We start from the raw sequence: 20,303 nt of genomic DNA, 5'->3' as shown, positions 1-20,303 counted from the left end.
TCATTTTATCAATCAACATTCAATGAAAAGAAGAAGCTTTTTAAAAAATATACCCGGAGCGGCAGCTACGACTGTCATAGGTGGACATGCATTGTTTGCAGAAGTAAGCAATCCAATGGTGCAGGCATTGCATGGGATGATGTTTGACACTGACAGAGTCATAGTCATCGTGCAACTCAATGGAGGATCTGATGGCCTCAATACCATCTTTCCATTGGATCAATATGATCAGCTTAAAATTGCCAGGGGCAATATGTTGATGCCTGCAGGGAGTATATTAAAGTTAAATGATAAGACAGGTATACATCCAGCGATGGCCGCCATGCATGATTTGTATCAGGATGGCAAACTTGGAGTCATACAGAATGTAGGATACCCTGATTTTAATTACTCCCATTTTCGGGCTACAGACATCTGGTTGAGTGCCTCTGACTCCAAAGAAGTATTGGACTCAGGGTGGGCCGGCAGGTATTTAAATTATGAATATTCTAATTATCCGGTAGGCTATCCCAATGAAGTGATGCCTGATCCGCTGGCTATCCGGGTAGGAGATGGCGTGGGCCTGGGCTTACAGATGATGGGCGTCAATATGGGCATAGCGATCAACAATGCTTCTGACCCGGTCAATCTCACCGGCAATATATTTAAAGACCCGGTGAGTGCTGACTATGTAGGGAAGGAACTGGCTTATGTACGGGAGGTGCAAAGACAGACGGACAAATTTGGCGATGTAATTCTGGCTGCCTACAATAAATCTAAAAACCTTTCTGCTAAATATCCAAGCACCAATAATACCAATACCAACAATAATCTGACCAATCAATTGAAGATCGTAGCCAGGCTGATCGCGGGGGGCTTAAAAACCAGGATCTATTGGGTGAGTACCGGTGGGTTTGATACGCATGCTGCCCAGGTGGATGCTGCTGACTTTACCAAAGGCACACATGCCAATCTCTTGAAAGGCATCTCTGACAATGTCGCAGCTTTTGTGGACGACTGTAACTTATTAGGTTTAGGGGACAGAGTGGTAGGATTTACATTTTCGGAGTTTGGAAGGAGGATAAAATCCAATGCATCCCTGGGTACTGATCATGGCTCAGCCTTGCCGGTGATCTATTTTGGCAATAAAGTTTTGCCCAAAGTGGTCGGTAATAATCCAATCATTCTTCCAGATGTCAACACCAATAGTAATTTACCCATGGGCTACGATTTTAGATCGGTGTATGGCACTTTTCTAAGTCAATGGTTTTGCGTGCCACAAGCAGATGTCAACAATATGCTTTATGATAACTTCCAAAACCTACCCATATTAGGTGCTGAAAACTGTCTTTCCACTGCCACGCATGAACTGAATGTGCACAATGGTCGACAAATGATTAAGGTCTACCCCAATCCATTTGTGGACAAGACAAAGGTTGATTTAGAAAGTCTTGGAGGTTTCGTCCGCTTGCAGGTGTTTAACAATCAGGGCTCTGTCATCCAATCTCTGGTCAATAAAGAACTGATTAAAGGAAAGTATACCATGGATCTGAATATAGAAAATCAGGCTAGTGGTATATTTTATATCCGATGGGAGAATGGTGCATTGACCCAGACAAAGAGCATGATGAAAGTCAGGTGATTGTAAGTAACAGAAGCGCTGATTTTTCACCAGGGAAATGTTTGATTCAGACGAGGCATGTGTTTGATCGCTGATTCTACTCAAGGTTGATGTAAGACCTATACTTCAATTTTGGTCTGCTGGAGCCAGGATTTACACACATACCCTCTATTCTCATTATCTTCATGCTCTTATGCGATACTTAAAGCCCTGGCTGGTAGAATTGATCTGGTTTGCAGCGACTGCTATACTCGTAGTACTGGTGCTGTTGCCCATCAGGCAGCAGATTTATGGCTTTCCCTTTGAGCGGGCTAATATCCTCTTTATCATCGGTTTTGTGACTTTAATTCGATGGTTCTTGTTTTTGAGCAGTACACCATTTAACCGGACCCATTGGGTCAAAATCATATTGGGTATGGGCAGTATTTGGTTGGGTATCTATGCATTACGACAGTTTAGCTTTTTCCAAACCTTTATTGATGAAAAAGGGATAGAATCCATCACGCAGCATCTTTCCAATGAAGATCAGGTAGCTATGAGTAAGTATATCATCAGTGAATACATATTTTTCGCTGTAGGTACGATAATCGTATGCATTATGATGCCTTTCCGCATGTTGATCTCTGTTTGGCGGACTTATAATCTAAACAAAGTATGAAGTCATATTTTAAAGGCATCCGGGCAGCATTTCTACGCAAGGTGGTTACGCTGGATTACGCATGGATAGCAAAACCCAGGATCGATCAGTCAAAACCAATTTTTGTAGAATTAGATCAACTATTTGCTTCGCATGCGCAACAGTATGACCCGGTCTTAAACCAAATAATTCAACTTTTTGATCAACTCAATACGATCTCTGAAAAAGGCACAGATGACAAAGCTGTTTACTGGAAAAACAATTACCTGCCAGGCCTGGACTTAGCGAGTCTTTATGCGATCACTACCTTGCTCAATCCTGGTCATATCATTGAGATAGGATCAGGCCACAGTACTGCTGTGATGCGCAAGGCTATCAATGATGGACCTCTGCAATCCAGGATCACTTGCATAGACCCCAATCCCCGGAGGCTTTTATCTGATTTGGCTGATAAGCATGTTCGGGTAGCTTTAGAATCCCTGGATAGTTATACCATGTTTCAAACGCTTTCACCTGGCGATATAGTATTTTTTGATGGCTCTCACATCTCCATGGCCAATACGGATGTGACCGTGTTTTTTATGGAGATCTTACCACGCATACCTGCAGGCGTATATGTACACATCCATGATGTCTATCTGCCCTACGACTATCCTCTTGACATGGTATTGCGAGGATATAATGAACAATATCTGTTAGCGCAAGCACTTTTGTACAACATGGATAAATTCGAAATCATTTTTCCTGCATTTTGGATTTCTAAACAGCCGGCGCACACGGAACACCTGACACGGAATCTTTGGAGCAGATTGAATGTCATGGAAATCGAAACGCATGGTGGATCTTTTTGGTTTAAAATATTAAGATGAGGTCGAGGTGGGTCATCATCATCGGGATGGTTGCTATGATCTATGCGGCCTTTGTGTATTACCCTAAGTGGAAACTCCCCCGCACAGAAGCTACCATCAGCTGGGATGTATCAGGGTATTATTTGTACCTGCCTGCTTTTTTTATTTATCATGATCTGAAAAATCTCGATTTCAAACCAGGGCTGGATGAGCAGTATTATCCCAGTAGTAGCCCCTATCAATCTTATTCGCATACTTCCGGCCATCAGGTGATGAAGTATACGTGCGGGCTGGCCATTTTATATGCTCCTTTTTTTTTACTGGCTCATATATTGGCATTGTTGTTCGGATGGCCTGCTGATGGCTATTCGTCTATTTATCAATTTTTTATTTCTTTAGGCGGATTAGTGTATGCTTTGATAGGTTTGGTTTTTTTCAGGAGATTGTTATTGAGGTATTTTGATGATTTGGTGACGGCGGTCGTGCTGGCTATACTAGTATTTGCAACTAACTATTTTGATTATGCGTCGATCACCGGTGCCATGAGTCACAACTATCTGTTTACGCTATATGCAAGCATTTTGATCTGTATTGATCAATTTTATAAAAGTGGATCCAAAAAATGGTTTTTCATCACTTGTTTTATCATGGGATTGATGGTGCTGATCAGGCCCACCGAAGTGTTGAGTAAAATACTGTTAGTGGCATGGGGTGTATCCTCGTGGTCAGGATTGAAGGAGCGGGTGCAGTTTTATTTTTCACGTATCCCTATGGTAGTATATGGCGTCATTTTATGGGCCATTTGTCCATTGATCCAGGGGATATATTGGAAGTATGTGACTGGTGAATGGCTGGTGTATAGCTACCAGGAGCAGGGATTCTCATGGTTGGAGGGGCATCATATATTGCAAGGTGTATTAAGTTATCGTGCAGGGTGGCTGGTATATACCCCAATAATGATCCTGAGCCTGTTGGGCCTGGTATACTTATGGATCAGAGCTGCAGGTATGCGGTGGGTATTGACAGCATTCATATTAGGATCGTTGTATCTCACTTTTGCCTGGGACGAATGGACTTATGGTGGTAGTCTGGGGCAGAGGGCTTTGATTCAACATTATCCGCTATATCTGTTGGCAGCAGCTCCGCTGATCCGGGATTTGCTTGCTCGCAACTTAAGTAAATATGTTTTGTATTCGATGATTGCCTTGTCAAGTTATTACAATCTTTGGCTCACCCATCAGGCTCACAAAGGTGGCATCTACGAGGCAGGTATGATGAACAAAGCCTATTTCTGGCACACCTTATTCAAGTCAAGCAATGATCTCGAATCGAAAAAATTATTGGATACCAACGAGCCTGTCGTCTCCTGGGATGAGGCCGCTGCACAGATGATCAAGGATACAGTATATCAAACAGATACTGCATGTGCCCAGGCATCCCAGGCAATCAATTTATATGACGGGCTGGTGCCGGCAGGTAAATTGAAAGTAAATACCTTGGTCCAAATTGATCTCAAAGAATGGGATGTATGGCAAATGGCACAGTTAATCCTTCAATACAGTACGCAGGATAAGGTTGAAAAAACAGTGATGATCAGGCTGCATCGTTTTATCAATAATCATGAAGAAAAATGGATAGATTTAGTGACTACCAGCCCGCTGAAGTATGATCATATAAAAATCAGTGTGTGGAATCCCAGCTCACAAAGGATCTGTATCAAAGCACTTCGTTTGTATGGACAGAAATAGATCGTTGATTGAATCGGTCCTTGATGCTATGATCGCATTGGTCATTGGCCTGGTAGCGACACAAATAGTGTTGGGGTTGGAAAAATTAAATCCGCTGTACACAAGCTGGTTGTTACTCCCAGGCAGCGATTATTCCTATCACTATCTCGCCTGGGAATATTTTAAGGACACCCCCTGGTCCTGGCCGTTGGGCAAAATACAAGGCTATGCCTATCCAATGGTCAATAGTATCATGTATACGGACTCGATTCCATTATTTGCTTTGTTTTTCAAATTATTTAAGGGGATTTTGCCGGAAGATTTTCAATATTTTGGATTATGGTATGCTTGCTGCTATGTGCTCAATACCTACCTGGGCATTAAAATTTTACGACAAATAGGATGGCAAAAACCATTGGCCTACATCGGGTCAGTATTTTTTACAGGAGCAGTGGTATTAGTCGCGCGGTTTGGGCATACTGCTTTGTGTGGTCAGTGGGTGTTGCTTTGGGCGCTATTGATATTTTTGAGGAGACCTACCTTGTCCGTGCAAGCCACTTTTCTTACAAGTAGCCTGCTGGTATTTATTACAAGTTTGATACATCCTTACCTCTTGTTTATGGTACTTGGATTGGTGAGTGCAATCGTATTCCAATTAAGGTATGAACAGCTAATTCGATGGAAAGACCTGTATACCGCTCTGTTGTCAATGATCGTTTTATCTCTGGCAGGATGGGCTGCGAGCGGTGCTTTTCTTTTCAAAGGACAATTATCAGAAGGCCTTGGGCGATATTCTGCCAATCTTAACACCCTCGTCAATGCCTGGGATGTAGGACGCCTGGGACCTGGTTTTCCATATTGGGGTGATGGGCAGGGTGAGGGTATAGGTTATCTAGGGTTCGGTATATTGACAATGTTGTTATGTATTCTACTGGTCCGGTTGAGTCGTATCAAAATGGATTCAAAAGTGATTACAAAAGAACAATCTAAAAGGTTGAACTGGTTTTTTATCATCTGTATGGTGTTTTTTGTGTTTGCATTAAGCCCCAAATGGACTCTTGGAAGCCACCTGATCATCGATTGGAGATACAATGATTATATCTCCAGGACATTCCGGGGTACCGGTCGATTTATATGGCCGTTATATTACTTTATCCTCTATTGGACATTTGACAGACTATACCGGTTCAGACTGGGGAGTAAAGTTTATTATGCGTTATTTATTGCTTGTCTCACTTTGCAAATGCTGGACCTCCAACCACTCTGGAAAAGAAACCAGTATGTGGATCTCAGAGGTCAGGTATTGCCTTATATAGACCAGATCAAGCACATAGTGTCTGTCTCAAACCAGGTGATTGTATATCCGCCTTTCTCTGCCAATATCGCAGACCATTGTGACTACATTTATTTTACGGATATCACCCAGCACTATCAGAAACCAATCAGTACGGGTTATGGGGCGAGATTTCCGGAGTCTATTGGCCAAGCTTTTCGTGATAGTCTGGCAGATTTGACCCACTACTTTGATTTACATCCTAAAAATATATTGATTACCTCTACGGATTCACTCAGTGTGCATAAAAATTTAATTTCCACTCAAGGCGGCAGGTCTTATCAGTTTGAGCATTATCGGATATATGCACCTCCTGCATTGGTATCGATGATAGACAGCGCCATTGTACCATCCTCCACCTGGCATTCGATCGAACATCAATCGGAACTATCATTTTTGAATTGGCTTCATGTACATCAGGATCACTACGTGATAGGAGTGGTACAACAAGAAGGCATATCCAACCTTCATGACAGAGAAGAGCTCAAGACTATGGGCGCAGCTATGGATTCATTGCGGTTTGGAGATTCCTGGACTTTTGTCATTCACGAAAAGCAATTTATACATCAGAAGTATGGGAGGTCCCAGATGGTTAAAGATACTTTCGATTTGCCTTGTAGTACTTTGGTCCCGGTGTATTTGTATTCAGGAGGACATAGTGCCGGCAAAAACGAATCATCTATTTTGATTCGAAATGAAGAATGGTCTTTGGGTAGAAGAGGTATCAACCTGGTGGTAGTCGACAGTTGTGGCGCCTTTTTGGATAAAATCAATGTGGATGGGTATGTGAGTGATGAGTTTATTTCGAGATGAGTGGATAGTTTGATAAAAGGCCTTTTATCAAATCTGGAATAGAATCTGGGATTTGACTTTTTTAAGATGGATAACCCAAATTTAGGATTTTGCCATCTTCCATCTCGATGGTACGATGGGTGCGAGCTGCGAAGTCGGAATCGTGCGTGACGATCAAAAGTGATTGGTTGTATACTTCAGCCAGTTCTTTAAAGATATTGAATACTATTTCACTATTCATTTTATCCAGGTTGCCGGTAGGTTCATCTCCCATTAAGATTAGGGGATCATTGATGAGAGCTCGTGCAATAGCTACCCGCTGTTTTTCACCACCACTGATCTGATTTGGTTTTTTTAAAGCTTCTTTTTCGATACCCAGGATTTTTAATTTTTCGTAGGCCCGGTGTTCGAGCTCTATGTCGCTGAGTTTTCCAAGTTTTAGTCCGGGCAGCATTACATTTTTTAACACCGTAAATTCATTGAGCAAATAATGAAATTGAAATACGAAGCCAATTTTCTCATTCCTTACTTTGGCAAGTTCAAAGTCCTTTTTCTTTATCATGCTCGTACCATCTATGAGTAGATTTCCTTCGAATTCTGTATCCATCGTCGAGAGTATATAAAGTAAGGTAGATTTTCCACAACCTGATTTGCCCATGATAGATACAAACTCTCCTGCATTGATATAGAAATTGATATCCTCCAACACTTTTATGGTCAAAGGGTCATGGAAATATTTGGTGATATGCACCGCTTCTAAAATTTTTTTTCCCATCATCTCCCCCTTATGATATTTACAGGATCTACTCTACTAGCTTTTTTTGCAGGAAAATATCCTGCTAAATAGGTTGTAATGAGTGAAAAAACAGCTCCTATCACATAAAACCCCGGGCTGTAGTCTACAGGATAAGTGGTTACTTTTGGAAGAGAAGAAGTATGAAAGGGTATTTGATCGATAATAGCCGATAGTCCAAAGCCTCCAATCAATCCGGCCAGGCCACCTACAATCCCTGTGGTCAGTGCGATGGTAATAAATATGCGGTTGACATCTTTACCGGAGAATCCAGTGGCTTTTAGAATAGCGATGGAGTCCATTTTTTCATATATCATCATATTGAGGATATTGTAAATGCCAAATCCTGCAACGATCAATAAGGTGATGCCTACAGCGTACGATATAATGGTGCGTACAGAACTTCCGGTTTCGAATTGTGCATTGGCAGTCTGAATGTCCAGTGCATCTACATTAAATAGTTGTTTGTATTCTTTCGCCAAGTCCGGAGCTTGATTCAAATCATGTAGCTTAATCTGAATGTCTGTAATATAATTGTTTGGTTTGCCAATCAATTTTTGGCTCGTAGCCAGGGAAACATAACTCTGTACTTTGTCTAATTCGTCGATGCCACTCTGAAAAAAACCAACTACTTTTAAAGGAAATTGATCCCCTTGTGTGGTAGTGAGTTGTATGATATCACCTGGGTGTGTCAACATTTTTTTAGCCAGGCTCGAACCCATCATGATGCTATTGGGGGTGTTTTTTAAATCTAACGAATTTCCTTCAGCCACATAATCCTGAAAATTGAACAATTGATTTTCGGCTTCTACATCTATCCCATTGATGATGCCATTAAGATTGATTGCGCCTACATTATAAAATACCGGGACCGTAGTTTTTGGTGCAATTCCCAGGACCCTGTGATCACTCCTCAATGCTTGCATGATGGCTTGACTATTATACAGTTCCAATCTCTCGTTTTTTGGTTTTATTGATTGAATGAAATGATAATAATTGATGTATTTGGAGGTTAGTTGTATCGGCTGATAGAGTGAAGGTTGCAATTCGTTGTAGAGCCGGATATGAGGTGTCCGGTTAAGCACCAAATTGTCCAGTAGGGTATTGAGACCTTCCATAAAACCGAGCAAACTGATAAACATAGTAATACTAAAGGTTACTCCAATAGCTGCTACCAAAGTTTGTTTAAACCTGGCCAGCAGAAGTGAAATGGCGATGTCTGCCAACAGCCTTATTTTCATTTATCAGATATTATTAATTCGTCATCCAGGCCTAGTCCTGATAGTATTTCAATCATTTTATAATCTTTCAATCCAGTTTTTACTACTACATCTTGCCCATTGGATTTAGTGACCAGGGAGTCATTCCATAAATACTCCCTGGGTATCAAGACTGCATTTTCTTTAGAATTGATGATGATGTTGGCTTCAAATGAGACATTGGGATATAAGATCTCAGGTTGCTGAACAAACTCTGCTTCTACTAAAAATGTTTTGCTTTGCAGGTTCATCATTGGATTGATTTTTGATACCCGGGCTTCAAATACCTTATCCTGGTGACTATTTAATACTACCATTACAGGCAGCCCTATTTTAATTTGGACGATATCATATTCATCTACCTGCATTTCCAGAATAAAATCATTTATCTTTCCCAGAGTCGCTACGGGTTTTTGAGGTGTGGCGATTTCTCCTTCTGAAATATTAAGACTATATATTACACCATTGATCATGCTTTTTAGCGTGTAGTCTGTTTCTAATTTACTGGCCAGGCTCAGGTTGTTTTTTGATTGAAGCGCTGATAATTTCAATGTACGGCCCAGCTCAATATATTTTTCTGTGGATGAAAAATAAGTTGTCTTTGAAGCTTCATAAGCCAGGGTACGCTGCTCTAATTCAATTTTGCTGCCGATATTTTGAGCCCAAAGCTGTTTTTGTCTTTCGAGTAAAATGGAATCATTTAGCATTTTGCTTTTTGCCAGTGATATGTTCATTTTGGCTTCGGATAGTTTCCCTTCATTGGCTTTGTCATTGGCATAAGCAGCAGAAAGTCGTGCATTTTCAATATTGAGTTTTTGCGATTCATTGGCAATAGTCAATATTTTGTCACCTATTTTAATAGAATCTCCTTCAGATACATAAATGTGATCGACTATACCACTGATGATGGTAAATGCCTGATATTGGTCTCTGCTGATCACATTGCCGGAAGCATAAACTGACTGAGTTATATTTTTGTGGATTGGGTGAATAAATTCTTTCTTGGGATGGCAGGATAAGGTCAATAAAAAAACCACTATGAATAACTTACTCATCCACCAAATTTACCTTGATTTTGTACGGATACATGGTGATTTGAATCAACTATCAAGATGCCGATGATCATCCTGCCCCTTCAAATCTCGATTATCAGTCTGTCAATACACCAATTTAAGAGATCTTATTTTTTTTTGCTTTTTGAAGAAGTCACTTCTCCAATTAAAAATCCGAAGGGTGTCAGAGATTCTATATGGTCACAAACGATTTTAATTATCGCTGTGAGGGGTATGGCAAGAAAGACACCTGGAATGCCCCAAAGCAGCCCTCCAAGTACTAATGCTATTATAGTGGCAAAAGGATTGATCCTTACCTGGGGTCCGAGGATCAATGGCTCCAGCACCCAGCCCTGGATGAACTGGACTGTGCCATAAGTGAGCACAATTCCGCCTAAAATAGCCAGGCTTGCTCCCTGGACAGCTGATACTAAGACAGTAAGTGAAGTGCCTGTAATATTGCCGACGAAAGGAATTATTTCAAAAAGGCCGCATAGAAAAGCAAAAAATAAAGCGTTTTTTACTCCAAGGATTGAAAATCCGATCCCATACATAATCCAAAGGCAAGCGATCATTTTACTCAGTCCGAGCAAATATTGTTGAGAAACATGGCTGGCTCTGTAAATCACCTGTTCCATTTCGTCTCTTTGAGAGGGAGTGGTGAGCTTAAGCATGAATTGAAGTAGATGAGACCGATAGTATAAGAAAAGGAAAATATAGGCCAAGACTAAAATGAAATTGGTTAATATAAGAGTAAACGAACCGGCGATGATCTGCATGATGTTTGATAAAGAGGGTTGCTCTTGTTCTATGATCTTCGATTGTTCTTTAAGTGTGATATCCAGATGTTGAAAAATAAATTGTTGAATCCCACTAACTGTCAATTTAAATTTTTCTTTCAATAACCCTATATCATCTGACAAAACGGATATTTGATATCCTAATAAAATGCCGATAAATGCAATGACGGATAATAAAATTAATAGGCAAATAAACACCGACAGAAATCTGGGGACCCCCTTTTTTTCCATCCATTTACTCATAGGTAATAGTAGGGTAGCAAATATCCCTCCAATCGTCATAGGAATCAGAAATCCTTTGGCGATATATAATCCTGCAACTAGCAAAAACAGGACTAGTAATTTATTTTTTACAGAGGAGATCGTAAAGGTCATGTCAGCACTGCTTGATTTGGATATTACTATAAAATTTAGGTATCAAACTCATAAGGGGACTTTTTATCTTCTTCTGTAGAATTAATCCTTAGGATCTATTCTTGTTAAAATTAGCCAATTAATTCTGTTCAAGCATATATACTTTGTATTATGCCGAAAGGGATACCCCGATATCTTAATTCATTTAAGTCAGTGCTTACTCTTTAAGCCAGGATTTTAACAATGCAGTTTGCCCGTCATCAAGTTGGTTTTGACGGACTATCCTGAGGTTTTTTTTAGAAGTCTTGTCCGAGGTGGGTTCACTTGCATCCTCTACGGTTAATCCAGCATAATTCAAATAAGTCTTGTAATCAAGTTCTTGAGTAGTGTGGACATATTCAAATATTTTCGCCAGGGATGTCTCTGCCACTGATTCGCAGGTTTGTTGAAATTCAGCGTCCGTGAATCCTCTATGTTTGGTCTTATAATAATTCCAGTACAGTTGCTGCATCACATCATCCAGGGATTTTTTGTTTTGAGTTGCATGACGGATTTCTAGATCCAGCAACAATCCTACTAAGGGGCCTTTGTCATAATAAGAAATCGTTTTTCCTTTTTCTTCTCTTTGTGTCCCAAAAGGACCATCTTGCCAGGTATTATAGCTGGCTTGAGCTAATGATTGAAAATGCCGCCCTGGATTGTTTTCAACAGTATTAAGGTTTTTTGAAAATTCTGCCAGTAAAGTCTCTTCATCGACGAGGCCGGCTCTTTTTACAATCATATATTCATAATAAACAGAGAGTCCTTCGCTCACCCATAGTAGATTGGTTCGGCTGCCCTGATCATAGTCAAACGGACCTAATTCAAAGGGCCTGATTCGTTTGACATTATAGTGGTGAAAATATTCGTGAGCCAGGAAATTTAAAACTCTGGTCACCGCCTCAGGTGTATTGAGTTGACTGCCATCAAAACCAAAAGATGTATTGTTTAAGTGTTCGATGCCCCCCCTTCCGGGACCTATCGCGATGAAAGTGTATTGTTTATATGGTATGTCGCCGATGATGTTTATGGCTGATGCAACCACTTTATTTAATTTGTCCATGAACAAGGTCCGGTCGAATTGCCCAAGATGATATCCTATAAATCGATGTTCTATCCCTTTAACTTTAAAAGAAGGGAGCTCCTCTAAATCGCCAATCAGAATGGGACAATCATAAAGGATGTCAAAATCAGAAGCAGTGTATTCGTTTGTTTTGGCATTTACGGGATCTAGCCCGGTGGCGATTTTGTTCCAGCGGGCAGGTAGGTCGATCTTGACTGATACCGGAAGTTGAATATACCCATCCGGATACAAAAAAGTGTTAGCAGGGATGATATAAGCTCTGGAGCTGTCTACATAACTATTGGCTACAAATTGACGATCAGTCTTCATATCATATTCAATGGAGAGTTTTGATTGCCTGATGCCCTTGATAATGAACGTGTTTTCATTGCTTTTTTCCAGGGAGACAGACTTGCCGGAATGATTCTTTGCACTAATATTTTCTAAACCTTTGGCATAATGCATGACTTGATAGTAGCCCGGCATCCACTGAGGAAGTTTGAGGGTCAATTCGTCAGCATTCCAACCGGAAGTTTCCAACCTGATATGGTAGGAATGGGAAGCGGGGTTCGGAATAGAAATGGTGTAATTGATCTTGGGTTGATTATTTTGGCTTATTGCAGTGCAGGCTTGACATAACCAGAATAGACCAATGAGTTGCATTGGTGCAGGCATGACTATTTTTTTCATCAAACCAAGATACCAAATTGAATAAAATATAATAGGCACTGAGTAAAATATTGGATTATTTGCCAAAGCTGGACGGAGAATGGAACAAAAAAGCTTCATTTTGAGAGAAAAAACATAAACTCCATCGGAATAATAGTTTTAGAACAGAGCAATAAGGGTGTAAAATGGTTTGAAGTGAGACCATAATTTCATGTATTTGGTCTTAACATAGATCATTATGGATGAATTATTCAGATACCAAAGTCAATTTTTAGCACAGATATCGGATCGAATGTCTTTATTGCAGCCGATGACCTGGAAGTAGTATATCCCGTTGCATTTATTGGATTCTTGGATTGACAAAATACCTGATTTTTGGATATCAGTCGCTAAGCAGTCCAGTGTGTTTTGTCTTGTTGTTTACATAAAGTAGCCTACCATCATTTTTTTTCAATTTGACTGGTATACAAATCATTTCCTCCGAATGGGGATCATTGTTTTTATATTTTTCTCCCAATATTTCAAAATGAGGCCTATCATCCAGATCATATCCGGACTGTGGCAGCCAGGTACTAAATATATATCTGAATATACTATTGCCTGTACTGGATCCTTTATAGTTAAAAACGGCATATAAACCGCTCTGTAATATATAGGTGTCCATATGAGTTGGAAGATCATCATAACTCGTTACCGCTACCGTAGCCCATTTAGTAAATTGAACACCAGGATCAAATGATTCAAAATACAAATGCGGATATACTGAAATAGAGTACAGCTCCGGACCGTTGGCGTTGGTGATTGCTGACCTTCTTTGCATAAAGCTTTTCCATAACATTCCGGTTTCGTTGTCATTCAATGACACCGCCCTAGATAAGCCAATCAATTTTTTTCTTCCAAATGGATAATATTTGGGATTGGTTTACTAGAAGATTCCATCATTATTCTTAAAAGTATAAAAACTTACAGACGATCAGGCAGGGGAGTGATTAAAAAGTCAATTCCATTATTTTGGGCGGAGATTCATTGAAATCGGAATATCTGGCCCAGGTAGGCTCCACCACAAAATAGGTAATGGCATTAAAATTATTTTTTCTTTCGATGCCATCTGGAAACTTTAAAAAATAAAGAGATAAAAATTCATTTAACTCCCTATCCGATGGAGTCCTTGCTATACCCTGATATTGTACTGTCTGACCATCTTCCCATCCGATTACAAATGATATATGGGGGTTGTTAAGGAGATTTCTATACTTTCTGGAGTCTACAAGGGTGTCAAAAATTAAGCTTAACTCAGGAGTGGTGGCAAAACCTACGCAAGCAGATTGTGGTTTGTTGTCTGCTGAAACCGAAGACATGATGGCATATTTTTGTTGGCTGATAAACTGATATAAAAACTCTTTTGACATAGGGATATTTTATTTTAGCCTTACCTAACAGCATATAAAAATATTGTATTTAGCGCAATGGAGGGTGGGTGAAACTCAGCTACATAAAAAATAAATTAAATGATTTTAAGGGTAAAGACTTGCTTTTCGAACAGGATATTATTATTTTTGACTGACCATTTGGTCAATCAATGTCGCCAAGAACAAAAGAACAATATACCGAGCTGAGAAGTCAAAGCAAAAGCATCATCGAGGCTGCTGCCCTCGAACTATTTGGCCATCAGGGATATATGAATACTTCTATTGCCCAGATAGCACAAAAAGCAGGGGTCAGTAAGGGGTTATTGTATAATTATTATTCCGGCAAATCAGAGCTTCTAAAATCTATTCTACTTTCTGCGATGGAGCATGGCGATCAGATGTTGTCGCCTGATCAGTTTGTAGGAAAGTCTCCTGTACAGATGTTAGAATATATAGTCGATGAGTCATTTCAGATGATTACGACCAATGTATCTTATTGGAAGTTATTGGCCAGCTTGAGCTTTCAGGAAGATATCATGAAAGAGTTGACAGAGATCATTCAGCAAAAAATAAGGCTTGGCATTGAATTTATTAGCCCTGTCTTTGAATCATTAGGATATCCGGATCCAGTTGGTCAGGCCTATTTATTTGGCGCAGCGATGGATGGCATTTTGTATCATTTTGTCACCCTGGTGCAGGACTACCCATTGGAAAATACCATCAAATTATTCAAACAAAATTTTTGCAAACCATATTCCGCTCTATGAAGAAATTACATTTGATTATTTTACTTGCGATGATAGCTGGGACTGCACTAGACGCGCAAACCGCCAAAGAGATCATAGCCAAATCTGAAGCTCAAATGAATGGTGAGTCGAGCTATAGTGAAATGAAAATGACTATCATTCGACCCAAATGGACCAGAGAAATGACAATGAAAAGTTGGGCCATAGGCACTGATTATAGCCTCATCCTCGTAACTGGTCCGGCTCGTGACAAGGGTATTGGTTTTTTAAAAAGGAAAAAAGAGATCTGGAACTGGCAGCCCAAAATAGATCGGGTGATCAAGATGCCTCCCAGTATGATGATGCAGAGTTGGATGGGTTCAGACTTTAGCAACGATGATTTGGTACAACAGAGCTCCCCCGTCAATGATTTTACCCATGAAATGAAGGGTGAAGAATCGATCGACGGACGAACGTGTTGGAAAATCAAACTCGTACCTAAACCCAACGTTGCCGTAGTATGGGGCAGTATCGTCACCTGGGTAGATAAAAAGGACTATCTGCAATTGAAAACGGAGTTTTACGATGAAGAAGGCGAATTGGTCAATACCATGGTGGGAAAGGATATCCGGCAGTTGGGAGGGCGTACAGTACCAGCCAGACTGGAAGTAATACCATCTGACAAGCCTGGCGAAAAAACGATTATTGAACAACTAGCCCTGGACTTTAATCTCAAGCAAACTGAAGATTTTTTTAGCATACAGAATATGAAAAAACTGCAATGATGTTGTGGAAAATGGCCTGGAGGAATCTTTGGCGAAACAGAAGGCGCACCCTCATCACGATCTCAGCCATTGCTTTTGCTGTGCTGTGGTCTGTAGTATTGAGTTCTATTCAGACTGGTACCTGGGACAGCATTATCGACAATATGTCCAGATTCTACCTTGGCTATGGCCAGATTCATACTAAAGGCTTCTTGGGCGAGCAAAGCCTTGATTTGGCTTTTGATCCGGAGGCCGTATATGCAGAACTGTCTGACAAATTGCCCTCTGATGTGCAGTTGATACCCAGGTTAGAAAGCTTTGCTTTGGCTTCTTATGGCTTAAACACCAAAGGAGTACTGGTACTGGGTTTCGATACCCGGCTGGAAGAAAAAATGACCAATCTGCGGGCCAACACGATCAGAGGCCATTATCCCGAACCAGATGATTTTGGGGTATTGGTTGGGGATAAGCTGGCTGAAAAATTAAATCTGGATATCCATGACAGCATCGTCCTGGTAGGACAAGGCTATCACGGACAAAATGCTGTTGGAAAATATCCTGTACTAGGCATCATACATATGCGCAGCCCGGAGATAAATAAGCAGATTGTGGCGATGCCGCTGCCGACAGCACAGGCTTTTTACGGCACTGGGGCACTGCTCACCGCATTGGCAGTCAATGTGCCTTCCCGTGCGAAACTGGCATCGACTATAGACCTCTTAAAGGCTAATCTTGATTCGACTACCTACGAAGTCATGGATTATAACGAACTCATCCCAGAACTCATAGATGCAGCTAAACTAGATGTAGCCAGTGCCAAACTGATCTTATATATATTGTACATGCTCATTTCATTTGGCTTATTAGGTACGATAATCATGATGACCAAAGAGCGCAGTTATGAATTTGGTGTGATGACTGCCATCGGTACCGAAAAATCAAAATTGGCGGGTATCCTTTGGATTGAATCTGTGTCTCTGGCTTTACTTGGAGCAGTGTTGGGGATCCTACTGTGCATGCCGATAGTGTATTACCTCCATATTCATCCTATTCAACTTACAGGGACTTATGCAGAGACCTACGAGCGATTTGGCTTAGAACCACTGATACATACCGCGATGAATTGGGGCATATTTTTAAAACAAGCTTTGGTCATGTTTATCATAGCCACTATACTCAGTATGTATCCTGTCATCCAATCATTTAGACTCCACCCGTTAAAGGCCATGCGATCATAATAAACTTAAAATCATCATGCAAACCACGATAAAATTAGCCTGGAAAAATATATGGAGGAGCAGGATCAGAAGCCTGGTGGTGATCGCTTCGATTATAGTCGGGGTATGGGCAGTGATTTTCCTCATGAGCTTTTCGCTGGGCATGGGGGATAGTTATGTCAAAAACGCCATCAAAAATCAATTTAGTCATCTGCAAGCACATCATCCTGGTTTTATGGATGATCAATTGGTGAAATATACGCTACCTTATGATTCCAGCTTGATCGCACAGATACCAGAAGTAAAAAATTCTGCAGCACGATTACTGGCCAATGGGATGCTCAGTACGGGGCATGGCGCCCGGGGGGTGACCATAAAAGGCATTCTTCCGGGTCAGGAAAATGCGCTCTCTGGTATTCAGGAAAAAATCGTCGAGGGGCAGTTTATTTCGGATGCAGATCTCAAGGGACTGTTGGTCTCAGAAAAACTTACTCAAAAGTTTAAGCTCAAACTCAAATCGAGAGTGGTACTCACTTTTCAGGACGATGCCGGTGAAATCCAATCGGCAGCTTACAGGGTTACAGGCATATTCAACACTGGTAATGCCATGGTCGATCAGGGCCAGGTCCTTGTCCATCAAGCCGGATTGAGAACATTATTATTTGCAGATAGTGTGCCTCAGGACCGATATCATGAGGTTGCAGTAGAACTTATAAGGCCTGACATGGTAGATAGTGTACAGCCTAAGCTCAGCCAGATGATGCCAGGAATTTTGGTACAGAACTATAAAGAGCTGGCTCCGGACCTTGCTTTGATGGAGACCCAGATACGCACCAGTGGGTTGATTTTTATTGGAATATTTATGTTAGCGCTCATTTTTGGCATAATCAATACCATGTTGATGGCTGTCCTGGAACGATATAAGGAGCTGGGCATGTTGCAAGCGATCGGTATGCCTAAAAATAAGGTCTTTAATATGGTAGTATTGGAAACACTGTTTCTAAGTATTGTAGGAGTACCTATAGGATTCTTTTTGGGCTGGTTATCGGTAAAAGCATTTCAGCAAAATGGATTTGATTTGTCAGCGTTCGCCAAGGGCAATGAACAATTTGGTATGTCCAGCCGGATATTCCCTATCCTCGACCCTACACTATTTATTCAATTGGGAATAGCAGTGGCCATCACTGCATTTTTGGCATCGATCTATCCGGCGCTCAAAGCCATAAAACTCAAACCTGTAGAAGCTATTCGCAAAATCTAAACATAAGTCATGGACAAAAGTGTAAAAGTCATTGAAGCTAAAAATGTCAAGAAGGTATATAATCCTGATAAATTGCCTGTCTATGCAGTCAATGGAGTCACTTTGGATATATATCATGGAGAGTTCACTGCTATTGTAGGACCTTCAGGAAGTGGCAAGACCACCTTGCTTAATATGATAGGAGGACTGGACAGACCTAGCGAAGGTTCTATCCTGATTGGAGGCAAAAACCTGAATGATCTATCAGAAAATGAATTGATTAAGTTTCGTCAAAAGGAAATTGGTTTTGTCTTTCAATCCTATAATCTGATTCCGGTGCTGACTGTAAAGGAGAATACTGAGTTCGTCATGTTGTTACAAGGTAAAAGCAAAGAAGAAAGAAATCAGCGCGTCAACGAATTGTTGGAAGAAGTAGGTCTGGCTGACAAAATGAATACCAGGCCCTCCGAACTCAGCGGAGGACAACAACAGCGGGTAGCAGTGGCCAGGGCATTGGCAGCCAAGCCCGAATTTATACTTGCAGATGAGCCCACCGCCAATCTGGACAGTGTCTCGGCCAGCAATCTCCTCGACATCATGCAACGACTCAATGATCATGAGCATATCACCTTTGTATTTTCTACGCACGATCAGAGGGTCATCGATCGGGCCAAACGTGTCATCGTCCTCGAAGATGGTAAAGTTAAAAGCGATACTTTAAAATGAGACCTTTTCTTGTCGCAATATTATTTTCATTTTTTGGCTTATCCATAGTAGCTCAATCTGATTCCACTGTTAATAAAAAAGTGCAAGTCAGTGGCTATCTAAAATTTCTCCAGGGAAATTATACCGTTCAACAATCTTCACTCATCTCAGACCAACTCATTCATCAACGGTTAAACTTCAAACAGAAATTAAATAAAAACCACGAATGGATAGCTGAATTCAGGAATCGAATTTTTTTTGGTCAGCTGGTGCAACTCAACCAATTACAAGGGAAATACCTGGATCAAATAGACCCTAACGCCAATAGACTTTTCAAACCGGATATAGGGTGGGAGAGCAAAAAAGGCATCGCCGCATTGATCGCCTTGGATAGGGCTTACTGGCAGTGGACTCCAAAAGACTGGGAGCTCAGATTGGGCAGGCAACGTGTCAATTGGGGTATCAGCACCATCTGGAACCCCAACGATATCTTCAATGCCTATGGATTCACAGACTTTGATTATGAAGAAAGACCTTCGGTCGATGGTTTGAGGATCAAAAGATTTATCGGTTATTCCGGCAGCCTGGAGGCTGTAGCTTCTGTTGGTAAAGATTTTTCTGATATGAGTTATGGCATAATGTACAAGACCAATGTCAAAAGTTATGATCTGCAGTTTTTGGCAGGTTATTCAGATCAGCATTATGCATTCGGTATGGGTACGGCCGGCAATCTAGGTTTGGCAGGGCTCAAAGCCGAGTCTACTGCCTTTGTCCCTGAAAATGGGGGTCAGACCTCCCTGGCAACTACCTTTGCTATCGATTATACTCTTTCCGGTGGCACCTATTTGAGTGTAGGTGGATTATACAATAGTGAAGGCAATACCACAGGTGATCTAAGTACCTTATTTTCATTTGAACTCTCAGCACGTAATCTGTATCCGTATAAATGGGCAGCGCTGGCATCTGTTCAGCAACAGGTATCACCACTGTCCGCTCTGGGCCTGGTGGCGGTATACAGTCCGGTCAGGAGCCAGGCCTTATTTTTAAATCCTTCATTTAGCTATTCCATTGCCCAGGCTTGGGATATCGATGTGATCGCTCAGCTGGCTTTTTCCCAAAATGTGCAGAAATATGAAAGTTCATTGAGGGGTTTTTTTCTGAGGCTGAAGTGGAGCTATTGACCCGGTAAAAGAATAAAATATTAGCATATTATATGATTCGTTAAAGTAGTAAATCCCTAATTAGTGAATGATAAATCATGCATAAATATATTATTT

The 20,303-nt window shown here is 40.9% G+C and carries 18 protein-coding genes; 11 read left to right on the top strand and 7 right to left on the bottom strand.

The annotated features are described in order from the left end of the window. Window positions 1–22: 22 nt before the first annotated feature. The 5 genes from IPJ09_07950 (at window position 23) to IPJ09_07930 (ending at window position 6,958) form a co-directional block, all read left to right on the top strand. Window positions 23–1,621 (top strand): DUF1501 domain-containing protein, encoded by a 1,599-nt coding sequence (locus tag IPJ09_07950; protein ID MBK7371359.1) that lies wholly within the window; start codon window positions 23–25, stop codon window positions 1,619–1,621. 172 nt (window positions 1,622–1,793) lie between these two features. Next, on the top strand, window positions 1,794–2,258 hold the full coding sequence (locus tag IPJ09_07945; protein MBK7371358.1) for a hypothetical protein: 465 nt from the start codon (window positions 1,794–1,796) through the stop codon (window positions 2,256–2,258). Then, window positions 2,255–3,106 carry a class I SAM-dependent methyltransferase gene (locus IPJ09_07940; GenBank protein MBK7371357.1) on the top strand — a complete coding sequence of 284 codons (852 nt, stop codon included), beginning with the start codon at window positions 2,255–2,257 and terminating at the stop codon, window positions 3,104–3,106. The genes IPJ09_07945 and IPJ09_07940 overlap by 4 nt, the downstream gene beginning before the upstream one ends. After that, entirely contained in the window at window positions 3,103–4,833 is a 1,731-nt protein-coding gene (locus IPJ09_07935; protein MBK7371356.1) for a hypothetical protein, read from the top strand. The genes IPJ09_07940 and IPJ09_07935 overlap by 4 nt, the downstream gene beginning before the upstream one ends. Continuing rightward, a complete protein-coding gene (locus IPJ09_07930; GenBank protein ID MBK7371355.1) occupies window positions 4,820–6,958 on the top strand; it encodes a hypothetical protein in 2,139 nt (712 codons plus the stop codon). The genes IPJ09_07935 and IPJ09_07930 overlap by 14 nt, the downstream gene beginning before the upstream one ends. Window positions 6,959–7,019: 61 nt before the next feature. On the opposite strand, the gene IPJ09_07925 is transcribed toward IPJ09_07930, so the two are convergent. The 7 genes from IPJ09_07925 to IPJ09_07895 all read right to left on the bottom strand — a co-directional run bounded on the left by IPJ09_07925 (window position 7,020) and on the right by IPJ09_07895 (window position 14,375). Then, a complete protein-coding gene (locus IPJ09_07925) occupies window positions 7,020–7,712 on the bottom strand; it encodes an ABC transporter ATP-binding protein (GenBank protein ID MBK7371354.1) in 693 nt (230 codons plus the stop codon). After that, window positions 7,712–8,971, bottom strand: coding sequence for an ABC transporter permease (locus tag IPJ09_07920; protein ID MBK7371353.1), 1,260 nt, complete (start codon window positions 8,969–8,971; stop codon window positions 7,712–7,714). The genes IPJ09_07925 and IPJ09_07920 overlap by 1 nt, the downstream gene beginning before the upstream one ends. After that, on the bottom strand, window positions 8,968–10,044 hold the full coding sequence (locus IPJ09_07915; protein ID MBK7371352.1) for an efflux RND transporter periplasmic adaptor subunit: 1,077 nt from the start codon (window positions 10,042–10,044) through the stop codon (window positions 8,968–8,970). Before IPJ09_07915 ends, IPJ09_07920 begins: the two co-directional genes overlap by 4 nt. A gap of 125 nt (window positions 10,045–10,169) precedes the next feature. Continuing rightward, a complete protein-coding gene (locus tag IPJ09_07910) occupies window positions 10,170–11,216 on the bottom strand; it encodes an AI-2E family transporter (GenBank protein MBK7371351.1) in 1,047 nt (348 codons plus the stop codon). Between the two features lie 196 nt (window positions 11,217–11,412). Continuing rightward, entirely contained in the window at window positions 11,413–12,987 is a 1,575-nt protein-coding gene (locus tag IPJ09_07905) for a M61 family metallopeptidase (protein MBK7371350.1), read from the bottom strand. Between the two features lie 361 nt (window positions 12,988–13,348). Continuing rightward, entirely contained in the window at window positions 13,349–13,852 is a 504-nt protein-coding gene (locus tag IPJ09_07900) for a GyrI-like domain-containing protein (protein MBK7371349.1), read from the bottom strand. Between the two features lie 103 nt (window positions 13,853–13,955). Then, complete coding sequence (locus IPJ09_07895; protein ID MBK7371348.1) at window positions 13,956–14,375, bottom strand: pyridoxamine 5'-phosphate oxidase family protein; 420 nt, start codon at window positions 14,373–14,375, stop codon at window positions 13,956–13,958. A gap of 170 nt (window positions 14,376–14,545) precedes the next feature. Between IPJ09_07895 and IPJ09_07890 the strand changes: the two genes are divergently transcribed. From IPJ09_07890 to IPJ09_07865, 6 genes are read left to right on the top strand one after another with little or no spacing between them, the layout of a single operon-like run. Beyond that, window positions 14,546–15,142: a TetR/AcrR family transcriptional regulator gene (locus IPJ09_07890; protein MBK7371347.1), complete on the top strand. Its 597-nt coding sequence runs from the start codon at window positions 14,546–14,548 to the stop codon at window positions 15,140–15,142. Further along, complete coding sequence (locus IPJ09_07885) at window positions 15,139–15,885, top strand: outer membrane lipoprotein-sorting protein (protein ID MBK7371346.1); 747 nt, start codon at window positions 15,139–15,141, stop codon at window positions 15,883–15,885. Before IPJ09_07890 ends, IPJ09_07885 begins: the two co-directional genes overlap by 4 nt. Beyond that, complete coding sequence (locus tag IPJ09_07880; GenBank protein MBK7371345.1) at window positions 15,882–17,102, top strand: ABC transporter permease; 1,221 nt, start codon at window positions 15,882–15,884, stop codon at window positions 17,100–17,102. The genes IPJ09_07885 and IPJ09_07880 overlap by 4 nt, the downstream gene beginning before the upstream one ends. 16 nt (window positions 17,103–17,118) lie before the next feature. Beyond that, a complete protein-coding gene (locus tag IPJ09_07875) occupies window positions 17,119–18,342 on the top strand; it encodes an ABC transporter permease (protein MBK7371344.1) in 1,224 nt (407 codons plus the stop codon). A gap of 9 nt (window positions 18,343–18,351) precedes the next feature. Then, a complete protein-coding gene (locus IPJ09_07870) occupies window positions 18,352–19,047 on the top strand; it encodes an ABC transporter ATP-binding protein (GenBank protein ID MBK7371343.1) in 696 nt (231 codons plus the stop codon). Continuing rightward, window positions 19,044–20,207, top strand: a complete 1,164-nt coding sequence (locus IPJ09_07865) for a hypothetical protein (protein MBK7371342.1) — start codon at window positions 19,044–19,046, stop codon at window positions 20,205–20,207. The genes IPJ09_07870 and IPJ09_07865 overlap by 4 nt, the downstream gene beginning before the upstream one ends. Window positions 20,208–20,303: the final 96 nt, after the last annotated feature.

This window comes from Saprospiraceae bacterium (assembly GCA_016709995.1).
In the GTDB taxonomy this organism is placed as follows: Bacteria; Bacteroidota; Bacteroidia; order Chitinophagales; family Saprospiraceae; genus JADJLQ01.
Note: the sequence above shows the minus strand (reverse complement) of the source record. Positions and strands in the feature narration are given on the sequence as shown.